This window comes from Variovorax sp. OK605, assembly GCF_900115445.1.
GTDB lineage: Bacteria > Pseudomonadota > Gammaproteobacteria > Burkholderiales > Burkholderiaceae_C > Variovorax.
In genome coordinates this window covers 124,373-139,409 of sequence record NZ_FOWL01000012.1, presented here as the reverse complement: position 1 = coordinate 139,409, position 15,037 = coordinate 124,373, and the positions used below count along the sequence as shown (strand labels likewise).

15 protein-coding genes and 1 pseudogene are annotated in these 15,037 nt (G+C 68.4%); 10 read left to right on the top strand and 6 right to left on the bottom strand.

What is annotated here, in order from left to right:
- The first annotated feature begins 86 nt into the window (after positions 1 to 86).
- The 5 genes and pseudogenes from BM013_RS28240 to BM013_RS28225 all read left to right on the top strand — a co-directional run bounded on the left by BM013_RS28240 (position 87) and on the right by BM013_RS28225 (position 5,185).
- The gene (locus tag BM013_RS28240) at positions 87 to 878 is read left to right on the top strand and encodes an SDR family oxidoreductase (protein ID WP_093131264.1); all 792 of its coding nucleotides are present in this window, start codon (positions 87 to 89) and stop codon (positions 876 to 878) included.
- A 58-nt stretch (positions 879 to 936) separates the two neighbouring features.
- Complete coding sequence (locus BM013_RS28235) at positions 937 to 2,175, top strand: styrene monooxygenase/indole monooxygenase family protein (RefSeq protein ID WP_093131262.1); 1,239 nt, start codon at positions 937 to 939, stop codon at positions 2,173 to 2,175.
- A gap of 22 nt (positions 2,176 to 2,197) precedes the next feature.
- Positions 2,198 to 3,433: pseudogene (locus BM013_RS42230) on the top strand (styrene monooxygenase/indole monooxygenase family protein); the annotation flags it as partial.
- A 36-nt stretch (positions 3,434 to 3,469) separates the two neighbouring features.
- Positions 3,470 to 3,931 (top strand): flavin reductase family protein, encoded by a 462-nt coding sequence (locus tag BM013_RS41865; protein ID WP_256220245.1) that lies wholly within the window; start codon positions 3,470 to 3,472, stop codon positions 3,929 to 3,931.
- A gap of 21 nt (positions 3,932 to 3,952) precedes the next feature.
- Positions 3,953 to 5,185 (top strand): dienelactone hydrolase family protein, encoded by a 1,233-nt coding sequence (locus BM013_RS28225; protein WP_093131259.1) that lies wholly within the window; start codon positions 3,953 to 3,955, stop codon positions 5,183 to 5,185.
- A gap of 52 nt (positions 5,186 to 5,237) precedes the next feature.
- On the opposite strand, the gene BM013_RS28220 is transcribed toward BM013_RS28225, so the two are convergent.
- Positions 5,238 to 6,548 (bottom strand): chloride channel protein, encoded by a 1,311-nt coding sequence (locus BM013_RS28220; protein ID WP_093131257.1) that lies wholly within the window; start codon positions 6,546 to 6,548, stop codon positions 5,238 to 5,240.
- Between the two features lie 228 nt (positions 6,549 to 6,776).
- On the opposite strand from BM013_RS28220, the gene BM013_RS28215 reads away from it, so the two are divergent.
- From BM013_RS28215 to BM013_RS28200, 4 genes are all read left to right on the top strand, one after another.
- Positions 6,777 to 7,112, top strand: a complete 336-nt coding sequence (locus BM013_RS28215) for a hypothetical protein (RefSeq protein ID WP_143098376.1) — start codon at positions 6,777 to 6,779, stop codon at positions 7,110 to 7,112.
- Positions 7,113 to 7,171: 59 nt separating this feature from the next.
- The gene (locus BM013_RS28210; protein ID WP_093131253.1) at positions 7,172 to 7,609 is read left to right on the top strand and encodes a PPC domain-containing DNA-binding protein; all 438 of its coding nucleotides are present in this window, start codon (positions 7,172 to 7,174) and stop codon (positions 7,607 to 7,609) included.
- A 65-nt stretch (positions 7,610 to 7,674) separates the two neighbouring features.
- A complete protein-coding gene (locus BM013_RS28205) occupies positions 7,675 to 8,154 on the top strand; it encodes a VOC family protein (protein ID WP_093131251.1) in 480 nt (159 codons plus the stop codon).
- A 103-nt stretch (positions 8,155 to 8,257) separates the two neighbouring features.
- Positions 8,258 to 8,512 (top strand): hypothetical protein, encoded by a 255-nt coding sequence (locus BM013_RS28200; protein ID WP_093131249.1) that lies wholly within the window; start codon positions 8,258 to 8,260, stop codon positions 8,510 to 8,512.
- On the opposite strand, the gene BM013_RS41350 is transcribed toward BM013_RS28200, so the two are convergent.
- The 3 genes from BM013_RS41350 to BM013_RS28185 form a co-directional block, all read right to left on the bottom strand.
- Entirely contained in the window at positions 8,502 to 8,648 is a 147-nt protein-coding gene (locus BM013_RS41350) for a hypothetical protein (protein ID WP_177225587.1), read from the bottom strand. The two genes, BM013_RS28200 and BM013_RS41350, sit on opposite strands and share 11 nt — an antisense overlap.
- A gap of 567 nt (positions 8,649 to 9,215) precedes the next feature.
- Positions 9,216 to 11,129, bottom strand: coding sequence for a PAS domain-containing hybrid sensor histidine kinase/response regulator (locus tag BM013_RS28190; RefSeq protein ID WP_093131245.1), 1,914 nt, complete (start codon positions 11,127 to 11,129; stop codon positions 9,216 to 9,218).
- A 152-nt stretch (positions 11,130 to 11,281) separates the two neighbouring features.
- Positions 11,282 to 13,186: a diguanylate cyclase gene (locus BM013_RS28185; RefSeq protein WP_256221724.1), complete on the bottom strand. Its 1,905-nt coding sequence runs from the start codon at positions 13,184 to 13,186 to the stop codon at positions 11,282 to 11,284.
- A gap of 6 nt (positions 13,187 to 13,192) precedes the next feature.
- On the opposite strand from BM013_RS28185, the gene BM013_RS40725 reads away from it, so the two are divergent.
- On the top strand, positions 13,193 to 13,636 hold the full coding sequence (locus BM013_RS40725) for a hypothetical protein (RefSeq protein ID WP_143098375.1): 444 nt from the start codon (positions 13,193 to 13,195) through the stop codon (positions 13,634 to 13,636).
- Positions 13,637 to 13,662: 26 nt separating this feature from the next.
- Here BM013_RS40725 and BM013_RS28180 read toward each other — a convergent pair whose 3' ends face one another.
- A complete protein-coding gene (locus BM013_RS28180; RefSeq protein ID WP_143098374.1) occupies positions 13,663 to 14,289 on the bottom strand; it encodes a hypothetical protein in 627 nt (208 codons plus the stop codon).
- 93 nt (positions 14,290 to 14,382) lie between these two features.
- Positions 14,383 to 14,991, bottom strand: a complete 609-nt coding sequence (locus BM013_RS28175; RefSeq protein ID WP_177225582.1) for a hypothetical protein — start codon at positions 14,989 to 14,991, stop codon at positions 14,383 to 14,385.
- Positions 14,992 to 15,037 lie beyond the last annotated feature (46 nt).

The following is a 15,037-nucleotide window of genomic DNA, read 5'->3' as shown; positions in this document are numbered from 1 at the left end:
GGGATGCGCCGGCGGCGCTCCACCTCCTAACGTACGACCCCACAGGCCAGCCCGGCCTGGTCGATCCACCAAGGAGAGCAAGCGTCATGTTCAAGGGACTCGAAGGCAGGAGCGCCATCGTCACGGGCGGTGCCACATTGATAGGGGCCGGCGTGGTGCGCGCGCTGCACGCGGCCGGCGTGAAGGTCGTCATTGCCGACATCGACGCCGCCAACGGACAGGCGCTGGCCGATTCGCTCGGCGCCGGTGCGCGCTTCGTGCACACCGACATCACCGACGACGCGCAGGTGGCCGCTTGCGTGACGCAGGCCGCAACGCAGCACGGCGGCGTGCACTTCCTGGTGAACCTCGCGTGCTCGTACGTGGACGACGGCTTCAAGTCGCCGCGCGCCGACTGGCTCGCTTCGTTCAACGTGAACGTGGCCAGCGCGGTGGCAATGCTGCAGGCCGTGCATCCGCACATGGTGGCGGCGGGCGGCGGCGCGGTGGTCAATTTCACGAGCATTTCTTCGCGCGTGGCGCAGACGGGGCGCTGGCTCTACCCGGTCAGCAAGGCCGCGATGGCGCAGCTCACGCGCAACATGGCGATGGACCTGGCGCGCGACCGCATTCGTGTGAACAGCGTGTCGCCGGGCTGGACCTGGTCGGCCGTGATGGACCGCCTGAGCGGCGGCGACCGCGCCAAGACCGACCGCGTGGCCGCGCCCTTTCACCTGCTGGGGCGCGTCGGCGACCCCGACGAGGTGGCGCAGGTGGTGCTGTTCCTGTGCTCGGAGCACGCGAGCTTCGTGACCGGTGCCGACTACGCGGTGGACGGCGGCTATTCCGCCATGGGCCCCGAGCAGGCCGTGCCCGCCATTCCGAAGCTGATGGACTGAGCAGCAAGCAAACGAGCAAACGAGCAAGCAAGCAAACGAGCAAGCAAGGAGCAACACCATGAAGCGAATCGCCATCGTCGGCGCGGGCCAGTCGGGCCTGCAACTGGGGCTGGGCCTGCTGGGCGCGGGCTACGAGGTCACGATGTTCAGCAACCGCACGGGCGACGACATCCGCCATGGCAAGGTGATGTCGAGCCAGTGCATGTTCAACACGTCGTTGCAGATCGAGCGCGACATGGGGCTGGACCACTGGGCGAAAGATTGCCCCGTGGTCGAAGGCATCGGCCTGGCCGTGCCGCACCCCGAGCAGAAGGGCGCGAAGGCCATCGACTGGGCGGCGCGGCTGCAGTCGGGCGCGCAGTCGGTCGACCAGCGCCTGAAGATCCCGGCGTGGATGGCCGAGTTCCAGAAGAAGGGCGGCGAACTGGTCTTCAAGGACGCGGGCATCGACGAGCTCGAGGCCTGCACCCGAAGCCACGACCTCACGCTGGTGGCCAGCGGCAAGGGCGAGATCTCGAAGCTGTTCGAGCGCGACGCCCACAAGTCGACCTACGACAAGCCCCAGCGCGCGCTGGCGCTCACCTACGTGAAGGGCATGAAGCCGCGCGAGCCGTTCTCGGCCGTGAGCTTCAACCTGATCCCCGGCGTGGGCGAGTACTTCGTGTTCCCCGCGCTCACGACCACGGGCCCGTGCGAGATCATGGTGTTCGAAGGCGTGCCGGGCGCCCCGATGGACTGCTGGGCCGACGTGAAGACCCCGCAGGAGCACCTGGCGCGCAGCCGATGGATCCTCGACACCTTCACGCCGTGGGAGGCCGAACGCTGCAGGGACATCGAGCTGACCGACGACAACGGCATCCTCGCGGGCCGCTTCGCGCCGACGGTGCGCAAGCCGGTGGCCACGCTGCCTTCGGGGCGCAAGGTGCTCGGGCTGGCCGACGTGGTGGTGCTCAACGACCCCATCACCGGCCAGGGCTCGAACAACGCCGCCAAGTGCGCCGACGTGTACCTCAAGAGCATCCTCGCGCGCGGCGACGGCACGGCCGACGCGGCATGGATGCAGCAGACCTTCGACCGCTACTGGTTCGGCTATTCGCAGTGGGTCACGCAGTGGACCAACATGCTGCTGGCACCGCCGCCGCCGCACGTGCTGAACCTGCTCGGCAGCGCCGGCGCCGTGCCGCCGCTGGCCAGCGCGATCGTCAACGGCTTCGACGATCCGCGCACCTTCTTCCCGTGGTTCGCCGACCCCGTGGAGGCCGGCCGCTACATCGAAACCTGCGCGGCCGCGGCCTGACGCACCGGCGAGGAGCGGGCGTATGACAAGGAGCGTGGCCATCGTCGGCGCCGGGCAGTCCGGCATGCAACTCGCACTCGGCCTGCAGGCGGCGGGGCACGAGGTGACGGTTTTTTCGAGCCGCACGGCGCGCGAGATCTTCGAAGGGCCGGTCATGTCGAGCCAGTGCATGTTCGAGACCGCGCTGCAGACCGAGCGCGAACTCGGGCTCGACTTCTGGGCCGATGCATGCCCGCGCGTGGAAGGCATCGGCATGGCGGTGCGCAACCCGCAGGGCGGCAAGGCCATCGAATGGAGCGCGAGGCTCGACGGGCCGGCGCAGTCGGTCGACCAGCGCGTGAAGATACCGGCCTGGATGCAGGCCTTCGAGCAGCGCGGCGGGCGCATCGTGTGGCAGGACGTGGGGCTCGACGAACTGGAAACCTGCGCGCAGGCGCACGACCTCGTGGTCGTGGCCAGCGGCAAGGGCGAGATCTCGAAGCTCTTCGAGCGCGACGCCGAGCGCTCGCCGTTCGATGCGCCGCAGCGCGTGCTGGCGCTCACCTATGTGAAGGGCATGACACCGCGCGAGCCGTTCCCGGCCGTGAGCTTCAACCTGATTCCGGGCGTGGGCGAGTACTTCGTGTTCCCCGCGCTCACGACCACCGGGCCGTGCGAGATCATGGTGTTCGAAGGCGTGCCCGGCGGGCCGATGGACTGCTGGGCCGACGTGAAGACGCCGCAGGCGCACCTGGCGCGCAGCCGGTGGATCCTCGAGACCTTCCTGCCGTGGGAGGCCGAACGTTGCCGCCACATCGAACTGGCCGACGACAACGGCGTGCTCGTCGGCAGCTTTGCACCGACCGTGCGCAAGCCGGTGGCCACGCTGCCTTCGGGGCGCAAGGTGCTGGGCCAGGCCGACGTGGTGGTGCTCAACGACCCGATCACCGGCCAGGGCTCGAACAACGCGGCCAAGAGCGCCGACATCTACCTCGAGCGCATCCTCGCGCACGGCGATGCGCCGTTCGACGCGGCGTGGATGCAGCAGACCTTCGACCGCTACTGGGAAGGCTATGCGCGCTGGGCCACCGATTGGACCCACAGCCTGCTTGCGCCGCCCAGCCCGCACCTGCACAAGCTGCTGCAGAGCGCAACGCACATGCCGGCGGTGGCGAGCACGGTGGTCAACGGCTTCGACGATCCGCGCGCCTTCGCGCCCTGGTGGTTCGATGCCGCGGAAGCCGACCGCTTTCTTGAAACGAAGGCGCGCGAGGCCGCCGCCGACCGCTTCGACCGCCGCGATTTCCGCAAGGCGCTGGGGCAGTTCTCCACCGGCGTCACCGTCATCACCACGCGCGCCATCGACGGGCGCCGCGTGGGCATGACGGCCAACTCGTTCTCGTCGGTCTCGCTCGACCCGCCGCTGGTGTTGTGGAGCCTGGCGCGCAACGCGCCGAGCGTCGCCGACTTCACCGGCGCCAGCCATTTCGCGATCAACGTGCTGGCGGCGCACCAGCACCACCTGTCGCGCCAGTTCTCCACGCCGCAGGCCGACAAGTTCGGCGGCGTGGACTGCTGCGAGGGCACAGCGGGCGTGCCGCTGCTCAACGATGTCATCGCGCGCTTCGTGTGCCGCAACGTCCGGCAGTACGATGGCGGCGATCACCTGATCTTCATCGGTGAAGTCGAGCGGTACGACCGCTTCGACGGCGAGCCGCTGGTGTTTCACTCGGGCTACTACCAGGTGACGACGCGGCACCCGGAATGTTTGCAATAGACCTCAGAACGGAGAACCCACATGCAAGACAAGGCACAGGCTTCGGGCCAGTACATCGAGATGAAGGCCGCCGACGGCAGCGGCAGCTTTCGCGGCTACCTTGCCGTGCCCAAGGGCGGCAGCGGCCCGGGCCTGGTGATCGCGCAGGAGATCTTCGGCGTGAACCACACCATGCGCGAGGTGGCCGACTACTACGCAGAAGAAGGCTACGTGGCGCTGGTGCCCGACCTGTTCTGGCGGCAGGAGCCCAACGTGGAGCTGGGCTACAGCGAAGCCGACTGGCAGCGCGCCTTTGCGCTGTACGGCGGCTTCGACGAAGCCAGGGGCATGGAGGACATGCAGACCGCCATCGACGCGCTGCGCGCGCGCGCCGAAGTGCCGGGCAAGAAGGTCGGCGTGCTCGGCTTCTGCCTCGGCGGCAAGCTCGCGTACCTCGCGGCGTGCCGCACCGACGCGGACGTGGCCGTCGGCTACTACGGCGTGGGCATCGACGCCGCGTTGGGCGAGGCCGACAACATCAAGCGCCCGCTCACCTTGCACATCGCCGAGCTCGACAAGTTCTGCCCGCCCGAGGCGCGCGACCGCATCCTGGCCACGCTCAAGGGCCGGCCCGGCGTCTCGCTGCATGTGTACCCCGGCATGGACCACGCCTTTGCGCGCACGGGCGGCGAGCATTTCCACAAGCCCTCGGCGCTCATGGCGCACGAGCGCAGCATCGCCACGCTGAAGGGCGCCATCGGCCCCGACTACGACCTTTCCGCGCTGTGGGACAAGCACTGCGAGTACGAGTTCGGCACGCGCAACGTCGACGACACCATGGGCACCATGGTGGCCGAGCCCTACGTCAACCACATCCCCACGATGACCGGCGGCGTGGGCTACAAGGACCTGCACGCGTTCTATACCAACCACTTCGTCAACAGCAACCCGCCCGACACCTCGCTGGTGCCGATCTCGCGCACCGTGGGCGCCACGCAAGTGGTCGACGAGATGCTGTTCTGCTTCACCCACACCACCGAGATCCCGTGGATGCTGCCGGGCGTCAAGCCCACCGGCAAGCGCGTGGAAGTGCCGCTGCTGGCGGTCATCAAGTTCCGCGGCGACAAGCTCTACCACGAGCACATCTACTGGGACCAGGCCAGCGTGCTGGTGCAGGTGGGCCTGCTCGACGCGAAGCTGCTGCCGGTGGCGGGCGTGGAGACCGGGCGCAAGCTGCTGGACGAGACGCTGCCGTCGAACACGCTGATGCGCTGACCGGCGGGCGTGTGGGGAAGTGGGGAAGTGGGGGAGCGGGCGACCGGGGCTGCTAGCCCTTGTCGGCCCGCACCATGTGCTCGGCCAGCGTCTCGTACAGCGGCCGGCTGATCATCCGCGAGACCAGGCTGGCCAGCATGGCCGCGGCCATCAGGCTCAGCACCATCGAGTGGCCGTCGACCATTTCCATCACGATGATGAAGGCCGTGAGCGGCGCCTGCGTCACCGCCGCCAGGAAGCCGGCCATGCCCATCGCGATGAGCGCCGGCCCCAGCTCGCCGCTGCCCAGCCGGGCAACGGCGTCGCCGATGCCCGCGCCGATCGACAGCGAGGGCGCGAAGATGCCGCCCGGCACGCCACACCAGGCCGTGAGCCAGGTCGCCACGAACTTGAGCACCGTGTACAGCGGCGTGAGTTCGTCGTGCCCCTGCAGCATCTGCTTGACCGCCTCGGAGCCCGCGCCGAAGGTCACGCCGCCGGTCACCAGCCCGATGACGGCCACCGCCAGCCCGCCGCAGGCCGCGAAGCGCACCGGAAAGCGCGCACGCCAGCGGTTGAAGCGCCCCGGCGCGCCGGTGAGCGACGCCGTGAGCAGCCGCGCGAACAGGCCGCCCGCGCCGCCGCTCAGCAGCGTGACCGCCAGGCCCGGCCCGAGCGCGTCCCACCCCAGCCGCGGCACGCGGATCACGCCGAAGTAGCTGCTGTTGCCGAACACCGACACGGCCACCAGGCCCGCCAGCACGATGGCCGTGATGATCAGCCCGCTGGAGCGCGCCTCGAGCCGGCCCGAAAGTTCCTCGATGGCGAACACCACGCCCGCCAGCGGCGCGTTGAACGCCGCCGCAATGCCTGCCGCCCCGCCGGCCACCAGCAGCGCGCGCCCGTCGATGGCGGTGTGGGGCGAGAGCCAGCGCCGCGCATGCTGCATCACCCCGGCCGCGACCTGCACCGACGGGCCTTCGCGCCCGATCGACAGGCCGGCGGCGAAGCCTGCCACGCCCAGCCCGATCTTCGCGACCGTGAGCCGCAGCGAGGCGAAGGCGAAGCGCCGCGCCTCGGGCAGCGACGGATGCAGCGCCGCCTTGATCTGCGGAATGCCCGAGCCGCTCGCGCCCGGAAAGTAGCGCCGCGTGAACCACACGATGCCTGCGGTGATGAGCGGCGTCGTCAGCAGCACGGCCCACGGCCAGGCGGTGTAGAGGCGCTGGAACAGGCCGAAGGCCCAGTCGCTGGCCATCGTGAAGCCCACCACGAAGAGCCCGGCCGCAATGGCATAGCCCAGCACGATGGCCCGGTCGAGCCAGACACGGCCGCCGCGCAACTCGGCGCGAAGGTGCTCGAAAAAGTCTGGCTCTTGATTCATCCGGGGGACAGTTTACGTAAGGCGGAGTGGTCCAGACCCGCGCCGCAGGCCCATAGTTCCCTTGCGGCCCGGTCGGTGCGCCGCTGAGAACGTGGCTCGCGGGCATGTGCGAAGGACGCCTACACGGCCCGTGCCCCGTTCATGGAAGGGTTTGAAGCAGGAGTGAGGGGCGAGGTTGTCGGGCTTCGAGCTCGACCCGAAGGAGCGAAACAGATGTTTGCCGCACACATGTCAACCCGAATCAAGAAGGCCGTTCTGCTGGCCGGCGCCATGGTGCTGGCCGCCGGGTCGGCGGCTGCACAACCGGCGCCCAAGCCGCCGATGCCGGCCGAGGTCGACGGCTCGAAACAGGGCGCCGACAAGGCGATGGTCGTGAAGCCGCCCGCCACCAAGGTGGACCCGCGGCTGGCCAAGCCCGCGCCGCGCGACAAGGACCCCGGCCTGATCGAGAAGCCGCCGGCCGATGCGAATCCTGGTGCCGCCAGCGGTTCCGGCGCGGCGCCGTCACGCCAGGACGACTGCAGGGGCGCCGCTGCGGATTGCAAGCAGAACACCCCGCGCTGAGCCACGGCGCCATCAGCACAACCGTCTGGCAACAGGTCAGGCAACAAGGAACAGCCCAGATGAAGTCGAAGATCCTCAACCAAGGCCCCGAACGCACCATCGCGCTCATCTTCGAGAAGGGCGACGACGTCGTTTCCCTCCTCGAGCAGTACGCCAGGGACCACGCGCTGTCGGCCAGCCGCTTCAGCGCGATAGGCGCGCTGCGCGGCGCCGTGCTCGGCTACTTCGACTGGGAGCTCAAGGCGTACGAACGGATACCCGTCGACGAGCAGGTCGAGGTACTCTCGTTGAACGGTGACATCGCGCTCGACGGCGACGAGCCCAAGGTGCACGCGCATGCGGTGCTGGGGCGGCGCGACGGCAGCACCGTCGGCGGCCATCTGCTGCAGGCCACGGTGCAACCCACGCTGGAGGTGCTGCTGATCGAGTCGCCGGGCTACCTGCGCAAGACCTGCAACCGCGAGAGCGGGCTGGCCCTGATCGATGTCGACGCCTGATACACAAGGCCGAACAAGGCACGAGCCGGACCTGACCGAGTGACGACGGAACAAGGAGACCCACGATGGTGAGCAAGAACACGATCTGCCTCTGGTACGACGGCACGGCCCTGGACGCCGCGAAGTTCTATGCGAAGACTTTTCCCGACAGCGCGGTGGGCGCGATCAACCACGCGCCCGGCGACTACCCCGATGGCAAGCAGGGCGACGTACTGACGGTCGAGTTCACGGTGCTCGGCATTCCCTGCCTCGGGCTGAACGGCGGCCCGGTGTTCAAGCACAACGAAGCCTTCTCGTTCCAGGTGGCGACCGACGACCAGGCCGAGACCGATCGCCTGTGGAACGCCATCGTCGGCAACGGCGGCCAGGAGAGCGCCTGCGGGTGGTGCAAGGACAGGTGGGGCCTGTCGTGGCAGATCACGCCACGCGCCCTCACCGACGCGATCGCCGACCCCGACCGCGCGGCCGCCAAGCGTGCCTTCGACGCGATGATGGACATGACGAAGATCGACATCGCGGCCTTCGAAGCGGCCCGCCGCGGCTGACTTTTCTTCCGGCGCCGCAGTTCGCGGCGGCTGGCCAGTTGTCAAAAGACCCTCCCCCGAAGATCGCGGTTGATTTCCCTCGCGCGAGGGGTATGTTTGCTGCATGAACGGCAATATCCCTGAGTTCGGCCTGCCCGAGGGTTGGACCTGTTCGGTCGAGCTTCAGAAGTCGGCCGACGGGTGTTTCGCCGGCAAGGCGGAACTGCGCGAAGGCCGCGACGCGCGCTGTGTCTTCGTTCTGACACAGCAGCCGACCCGCGAGGCCGCCTATGCACGCGCCAAGGTGCATGCGGAGCAGTTCGTCGCCGAGTGGGCGCTTCGGCAACGTGAACGGGCGGCGCCTCGCCTCAAGGAGTGACCGATGCATCGGCCGGCAAGTCGCCCGTCTTGCGCGCCCGCGCGGTGCGCCCGGTTTTGACAGTCGGCCGGCGCTGGTAGAGGCGCTTCAGCAGCCGTTGCGAAAGCGCGGCAACCTCGATGCCGGCGGCTGTCATTGAATGCGCCGTCGCGGGTGGCCCCCGCGATGGGACAGCGAAGGCGAAGACGTCCTACGTGCCACGGGCTGTCGATGTTGCAAACCGTAGGCCATGGAACGCGAGTGGGACGCACTTTTACCAACCGGCTGGAGTGCCGTCGTGTCCCGCCGGGGTGGCAACGGGGAGCCTGCGGAGTTGCGGGTCGAACTGCGCCACAGGGGCGAGTTGCAGTGCCTGGTGGCCGCCGTTCACCAGCCTTCTGCCGAGGTCGCGAAGGAGCGCGTGCGCCGCGTCGTTCGGGCGTTCCTGGATCGGCATGGTCACGGCCCTTCGTCAAAAGGCGAGCACGCCCGTTGAGGTCCGACTTTTTTTCTCTCCCTGTGGCGGCGCCGTGCCCCTCATCCGTCAAAAGCATTGAGATGCTCCAAACCGATTTCTGGCAACGGTTACGAACACGGCGCCTGAATGCGCGGCGAGCAGCATCTCGACGCCGATGATGGTTTGTGCGACGCAGCAAACACAGCGGGTGAAACCCTCGTTGAGGAAATCGAGACTCCTGCAATCGCCGATGGCGAACCGCCGGCTTCAGCGTGTCTTCGCGTAGATCTGCTCGAGCGCCAACGTCAGGCGCTCGATGTCGACGGGCTTGGTCAGGTGCGCGAAGAAGCCCGCGTCGAGGCTCATGTCGCGATCGCCGGGCTGTCCGTAGCCCGTGATGGCAATCAGCTGGGGCGGGTCGATCAGGTCGGCGCGCAGGCGCTTGGCGACCTCGCGGCCGTCCATGCCGGGCAAGCCGATGTCGAGCAGCACCACGTCGGGCCGGTGCGCCTTGACCGCCTCGATCGCGGCGACGCCGTCGTGCTCGATGCGGCATGAGTAGCCCAGCGTCTCCAGCAGCAGCGACAGGGTCTCCGCCGCGTCCTGGTTGTCGTCCACCACCAGCACCAGCTTCTGGTTGCCGTCGCGTTCGGCGTGGCCCAGGGTGTCGGGCACGGGCGCGACGGGCAGGCGCACCAGGAACTCGCTGCCTTCGCCTTCGCGGCCGTTGCTGAACACGCTGACATAGCCGCCGTGGAGCGTGGTGAGCTGCTGCACCAGGCTCAGGCCCAGGCCTAGCCCGCCCTGCGTTCGCGCCAGCTCTCTTTCGCCCTGCGCGAAGAGCTCGAAGACCCGCTCGAGGTCCTGGCGCGGAATGCCCGGTCCGTCGTCCTGCACGCGGATTTCCGCTTCCGCGCTGTTGTCGCGGTTGGTGTCCAGGCGAATCCAGATGTGCCCGCCGCTGGGCGTGAACTTGCACGCGTTGTGCGCCAGGTTGCTCACGACCTGGATCAGCCGCGCGCGGTCGCCCGTCACCCACAGGTCGGGTCCGTCGATGTTCAGCGCCAGCGTCTGCGACTTCAACGCGATGGCGGGCCGTATGGCCTCCACGCCGTCGACGATGACGTCGCGAAGCCGCACCGGCTTGGCTTCCAGGTGGATGCGCCCGCTGGTGATGCGGCCCACGTCCAGCAGGTCGTCGATGAGCCGCGTGATCTGCTGCAACTGTCGCCCGATGATGTCGCGCGTCCTGACCAGGATGCGCGAGGGCGCCTTCTCGTGCTTGAGCAGCTCCAGCGCGTTGGAGATCGGCGCCAGCGGGTTGCGCAGCTCGTGGCCCAGCATCGCCAGGAAGGTGGTCATGCGCTTGCCCTCGTCCTCCAGCGCCGTGATCCTGCGGCGTTCGGTCAGGTCGCGGGTCACCTTGGCAAAGCCCTTGTGCTGGCCGGTGGCGTCGTAGATGGCCGTGATCACCACGCTGGCCCAGAAGCGCGTGCCGTCCTTTCGCACGCGCCAGCCCTCGTCCTCGAAACGACCGTCGCGCAGCGCGTTCGCCAGCTCCTGGCCGGGCCACCCGCGCGCGGCGACGTCGGGCGGATAGAAGGTCGAGAAGTGCTGCCCGATGATCTCGTGTGCCTTGTAGCCCTTGTTCTTCTCCGCGCCGAGGTTCCAGCTCACCACGTGCCCGCTGGGGTCGAGCATGAAGATCGCGTAGTCCTTCACACCCTCGACCAGCAGCCGGAACCGCTCCTCGCTGGCGCGCAGCAGCTCTTCCTGCTTTCGCCGGTCGCTGTGGTCGCGAATGATCTTGGAAAACCCGCGCGTGGCCCCGTCGGGGCCCGCCAGCCTGGTGATGACGATGTTGCCCCAGAAGCGCGTGCCGTCCTTGCGCAGGCGCCAGCCCTCGTCCTCGAAACGCCCCACGATGCCGGCCTGCGCGAGCTCGTGGTCGGGCCATCCGCGCGACAGCGCTTCCTGCGGGTAGAAGACCGAGAAATGGCGCCCCAGGATATCGGCGCTGTCGTAGCCGCTCAGCAGCCGGGCGCCGTCGTTCCAGCTCACGACGTGGCCGTTCGGGTCCAGGAAGATGATCGCGTAGTCGGTGAGGCTGTCGACCATCCGGCGATAGTCGGTGTCGGTCAGGTTGGCGACGGACAGCCCCGGCGATGCGATGTCTTTCATTGGTCTTCAGGGGCGTGCCAGACCCACGGCTCGAGTGATGTCCCGCGAGTGTGAACTATCGCCTCCTTGTGGCTCGTGGGAGTATTCCTACCCGGCGGCCCTCGCCCACCCGTTGCCGGCGGTCGAGCGGCACCGCCGCCCGGCCCGCAGGCTCAGCGGCTTCCCAGCGCGGTGTCGCCGTCCGGGCGTTGCGCGTCCAGCGGCACCGGCTGGCTGCGCGGCGCGTCGGTGGCGGCAAGGTCGGCGGCGAACATGAACGACGGCGCCGTGCCGCGCTGCTTGACGTGGTACATCGCGCGGTCCGCCGAGCGAAGCAGCCGCGCCAGCGTGTCGCCGTCGCCCGGACTGCACGCCACGCCCAGGCTCATGCCCACCGACACATCGCGGCCCTCGTAGTCGACCGGCTGCCGGCCGGCCTCGATCATGCGCAGCGCCATCTGGCTCAGCGCATCGCGCGTCGGCGTGCCCATCACCAGCACCGCGAACTCGTCGCCGCCGAAGCGCGCCACCACGTCGTCCTTGCGCAACTGCTGGCGCAGCCGCTGCGCGATGGCGATCAGGACCGCGTCGCCGGCCGCATGGCCGTGCGCGTCGTTCACGCCCTTGAAGCCGTCCAGGTCCAGCAGCATCAGGGCAAACGGCTGCTGCCGTTGCAGCCATTCCTCGCCGCGGCTCTCGAAACCGGCGCGGCTGGACGCGCCCGTGAGCGCGTCGGTGCCCAGCGCCTCCACCAGCTGCTGCGTGCGCTCGGTGAGCGCCTGCTCGGAGCGCAGCACCAGCTGCAGGCGCGAGCCCATCGCCACGGCGAACACGATCAGCTCGGCCACCAGCGCGCCCTGCGAAATGTTCATCTGGTTCGGCGCCCACTCGATCCAGCCCCAGCTCGCCACCACGATGGCCCCGACGCCGCCCAGCAGCAGCGCCACGCCGAAGAAATAGAGCACCGCCGGCCAGTAGCGCCGCCGCATCGCGATGAGCGCGCCGATCACCATCACCACGGTGGACGCCATCACCGAGATCTGCACCAGCCGGAAGGTCATCAGCGGGTGCGCGCCCCAGTTGGCGTACGGAATGGCCAGCGCCAGTGCGAGCGTGAAGGCCTGCACCAGCCAGTCCAGCGGCGGCGCGAAATGGCGCAGCCGCAACAGCCGCCGGCCGAACTGCAGCTTGCAGATGGCCCACAGCGCCGGCCCCGCCGTGTAGGCGAAGCCGGCCGCCTCCGGCCAGTGCGCGAACGGGTAGCGCAAGGCGTGGCCGTTGATGCTGCCGAGCGCCAGCACGCCGCATGCGCAGGAGAGCATGTAGAAGCCGTACAGCCCTTCGCCGAACACCTTGAACAGCACCAGGCCGTACACCATCAGGCCGATCAGGATGCCGTAGGTCACGCCGTCGAACATGCGCTTGTCCTGCGTCGACTGCAGGTAGTCGGCCGGGTCCCAGACGGTCACGTCGTAGATGCGCGCGAAGGTCGACTCGACCCGGAAGTACGCGGTGTACGTGCCCGGGCCCGGCAGCTGGAAGCGCCACGCCATCTGCTCGGACGCCGCCGGCCGGCTCGCCCACGGATAGCGCATGCCGGTGGTGACCGGCGCGGCCAGCGCGCGGCCGTTCTCGTCGAAGGGGCCGTAGAAACGCAGGTCGTGCGTGGAAACCGTCGGCACCAGCATCAGCCATTCGCGTGCCGCGTCCGCGGCGTCGGTGGGGTCGGCCAGCCGCATCTGCAGCTTGAACCACAGCACCCGGTCGGACTCCTTGCCCCGCAGCGGGTCGTCAGGAAAGGCGAACCGCCCCTGCTGCGAAGGCGCGCGCACCTGCTCGATGCCCAGCGAGCGGGTCTGGTCCTCGAACACCTGCAACTGGTGCACGGCCGGCAGCCCGTTCGGCTGGCGCTGCACGCTCAGCGGCGGGCGCGGGGCGTCGGGCTGCTGCGCGGCGGCGAAGGTCGACAGCAGCAACCCCAGCGCAACGGCCAGCAGCACGCGCAGGTGCGGGAAACGGATGGCGATTCGAAAAGGGTTGGCGCCGCGGGGGCCGCATTGCAGAAGGCGGAACATCATCGGAACGTGCAGAAGCAGGTGACGGATGGCAAGAATGGCGGGGGGGAATGCTGCATTGTCGCCGCGGGCCGTCTTGTGGCCTTTCTGCATCTGGGGCAACGCGAACGTCCCGGGTGCCGCGTCGCCGACGGCCGGCGCGTCCAACACGCAGGGCGGGTTGAACTGGTACGTGCCCGCCATCGCCATCCGCCATCCGCCAACTGCCAACTGCCAACTGCCAACTGCCAACTGGGCTCGGGAACGCCCTGCAGCACGGGCGGCGCAAGCATCCAGAAGAACCTGATCGACCACGGCCTGGGATGGTTCGCCGGCACCGACCCACAGCGGTGGAGCTCGACCCAGGCCAGCCTGACCGAGGGCTGGGCGCACACGAGAACCGAGGGGTCGGTGTCGGCGACGGGCAAGGCGACAGGGCTGCCGGTTCGCTGCGTGGCGTCGGTGAACTGGTAGGGCTGCGCAGCTTCTCGAACCGCGCGTCAATCGCGGTGCGCGTATTCCATTTCGATCTTGAGTTTCGGAAGCCGCGAACGCACATCGCCCAGCGCACGACGCAGCGCGTCTTCTGCGGGCTGGTTCTTCGGCAGCACCTGCGAATCGAGCGCAAAACGCAGCCGCGTCTCGTCGGGCTCTTCCGTGGATGAAACAGCGGGCCCGTTTCCTTCCATCAGCTCGCCGCGTTCGAAAGTCATCAGCACCTGTTTTCCCCCTTGCCGGATGTCGGCGGTGAGCTTGCTGCAGACGGCGTTCAATACGGCGAGCCCGATCTGGCAGAGGTCCGAACCCACCTCCAGATGGCGTTTGCGCGAATGGCAGGCGGCGTGGATCGTGAGAAAGGCCTGCGCTATCGATCGTTCGGGGTGCTCCGCGTCGTGATCGAGCGGCATGCCGCTGTCGTAGCGCACTTCAATTTCCGCACCGTCGATGCGCATCCGGATCCGTGTGCATCGATCGTCGATGGCATCGTCGACCGCATGGCACAAGGCCTGCATGGCCAGTGTTGCAGCGACGTCGGGGTCATCGACATTGAAGTACATCTGCGGGCGACAGCGCACCGCTTCGGCGCTTGTCAGGATCCTGATTCCTTCAAATGAATTCGTGTTCAAAGGTGATAGCTCCGGTTGTCCGTGTTCATGAAGGCACCGGCGCGCCAGAAAGCCGCATGGGTGCACGTGGTCATTTGAAAATTGAAGCAGCCCTCAAGCCCGAAGCACCGTGCCAACCTGCGCCGCCGGAAAGACAACAGCAAACGCCGTCGCATCGGCAATCTCCGCGCTCGACACGCCCACTTGCGCGCCATCGGCCAAGCTGTTTGCCAGCACCTGTTCGTCTTGCAGGAGCGCGGGCGAGGGCCGTGTCCCGATCTCGATGCCGACCGCTTCGCCGAGATGGAAGTCTTCGTCCTGCGCAAGCCGCCTCAGCAGGTCGGCATCTTGCAGGTCCATCGAAGGCACCAGCGCGACGACGGCATCGCCCAGGTCTGCGGCATCCAGGAGCCCACGGATGAACGTGCTCAGCGCGGCCTGGTCTTGCGCGGCCGGCGAGCAGGCCGGGTGCAGCTCCGGCACATCGAGGCCGCTGTCGCGGGCCTCGCGCACGGCTTCCAGGAAGGCGCTGGCCGAATCGAACACGACGCGCGTATCTCCATCGTGCGACAGGAAGAGCACGCTTGCGGCCAGCGGAGAACACGTCAACGGCAGATGGTGGTTGCTGGTGTCCGCATCGAAGTAGGCCTGCAGGATCGCGGGGCCGCTTTCGGACGCCGGGCCTTCGTCGCCCTTGCGCGAGTTGTCGAAGAAGTTCGCCATGTCCCGGGCGCCGCGCCTGTGGTTGTTACGGCCGCGATGCCAGTCG

Bases quoted from the DNA above. Each gene is read 5' to 3' on its own strand.
- BM013_RS28175 (WP_177225582.1), bottom strand. From the start codon at position 14,991: ATGGCGAACTTCTTCGACAACTCGCGCAAGGGCGACGAAGGCCCGGCG.
- BM013_RS41350 (WP_177225587.1), bottom strand. From the start codon at position 8,648: ATGACAGCCGCCGGCATCGAGGTTGCCGCGCTTTCGCAACGGCTGCTG.
- BM013_RS28220 (WP_093131257.1), bottom strand. From the start codon at position 6,548: ATGAATCAAGAGCCAGACTTTTTCGAGCACCTTCGCGCCGAGTTGCGC.
- BM013_RS28200 (WP_093131249.1), top strand. From the start codon at position 8,258: ATGAACGGCAATATCCCTGAGTTCGGCCTGCCCGAGGGTTGGACCTGT.
- BM013_RS28185 (WP_256221724.1), bottom strand. From the start codon at position 13,186: ATGATGTTCCGCCTTCTGCAATGCGGCCCCCGCGGCGCCAACCCTTTT.
- BM013_RS28210 (WP_093131253.1), top strand. From the start codon at position 7,172: ATGAAGTCGAAGATCCTCAACCAAGGCCCCGAACGCACCATCGCGCTC.
- BM013_RS28235 (WP_093131262.1), top strand. From the start codon at position 937: ATGAAGCGAATCGCCATCGTCGGCGCGGGCCAGTCGGGCCTGCAACTG.
- BM013_RS28225 (WP_093131259.1), top strand. From the start codon at position 3,953: ATGCAAGACAAGGCACAGGCTTCGGGCCAGTACATCGAGATGAAGGCC.
- BM013_RS28240 (WP_093131264.1), top strand. From the start codon at position 87: ATGTTCAAGGGACTCGAAGGCAGGAGCGCCATCGTCACGGGCGGTGCC.
- BM013_RS28205 (WP_093131251.1), top strand. From the start codon at position 7,675: ATGGTGAGCAAGAACACGATCTGCCTCTGGTACGACGGCACGGCCCTG.
- BM013_RS28215 (WP_143098376.1), top strand. From the start codon at position 6,777: ATGTCAACCCGAATCAAGAAGGCCGTTCTGCTGGCCGGCGCCATGGTG.
- BM013_RS28190 (WP_093131245.1), bottom strand. From the start codon at position 11,129: ATGAAAGACATCGCATCGCCGGGGCTGTCCGTCGCCAACCTGACCGAC.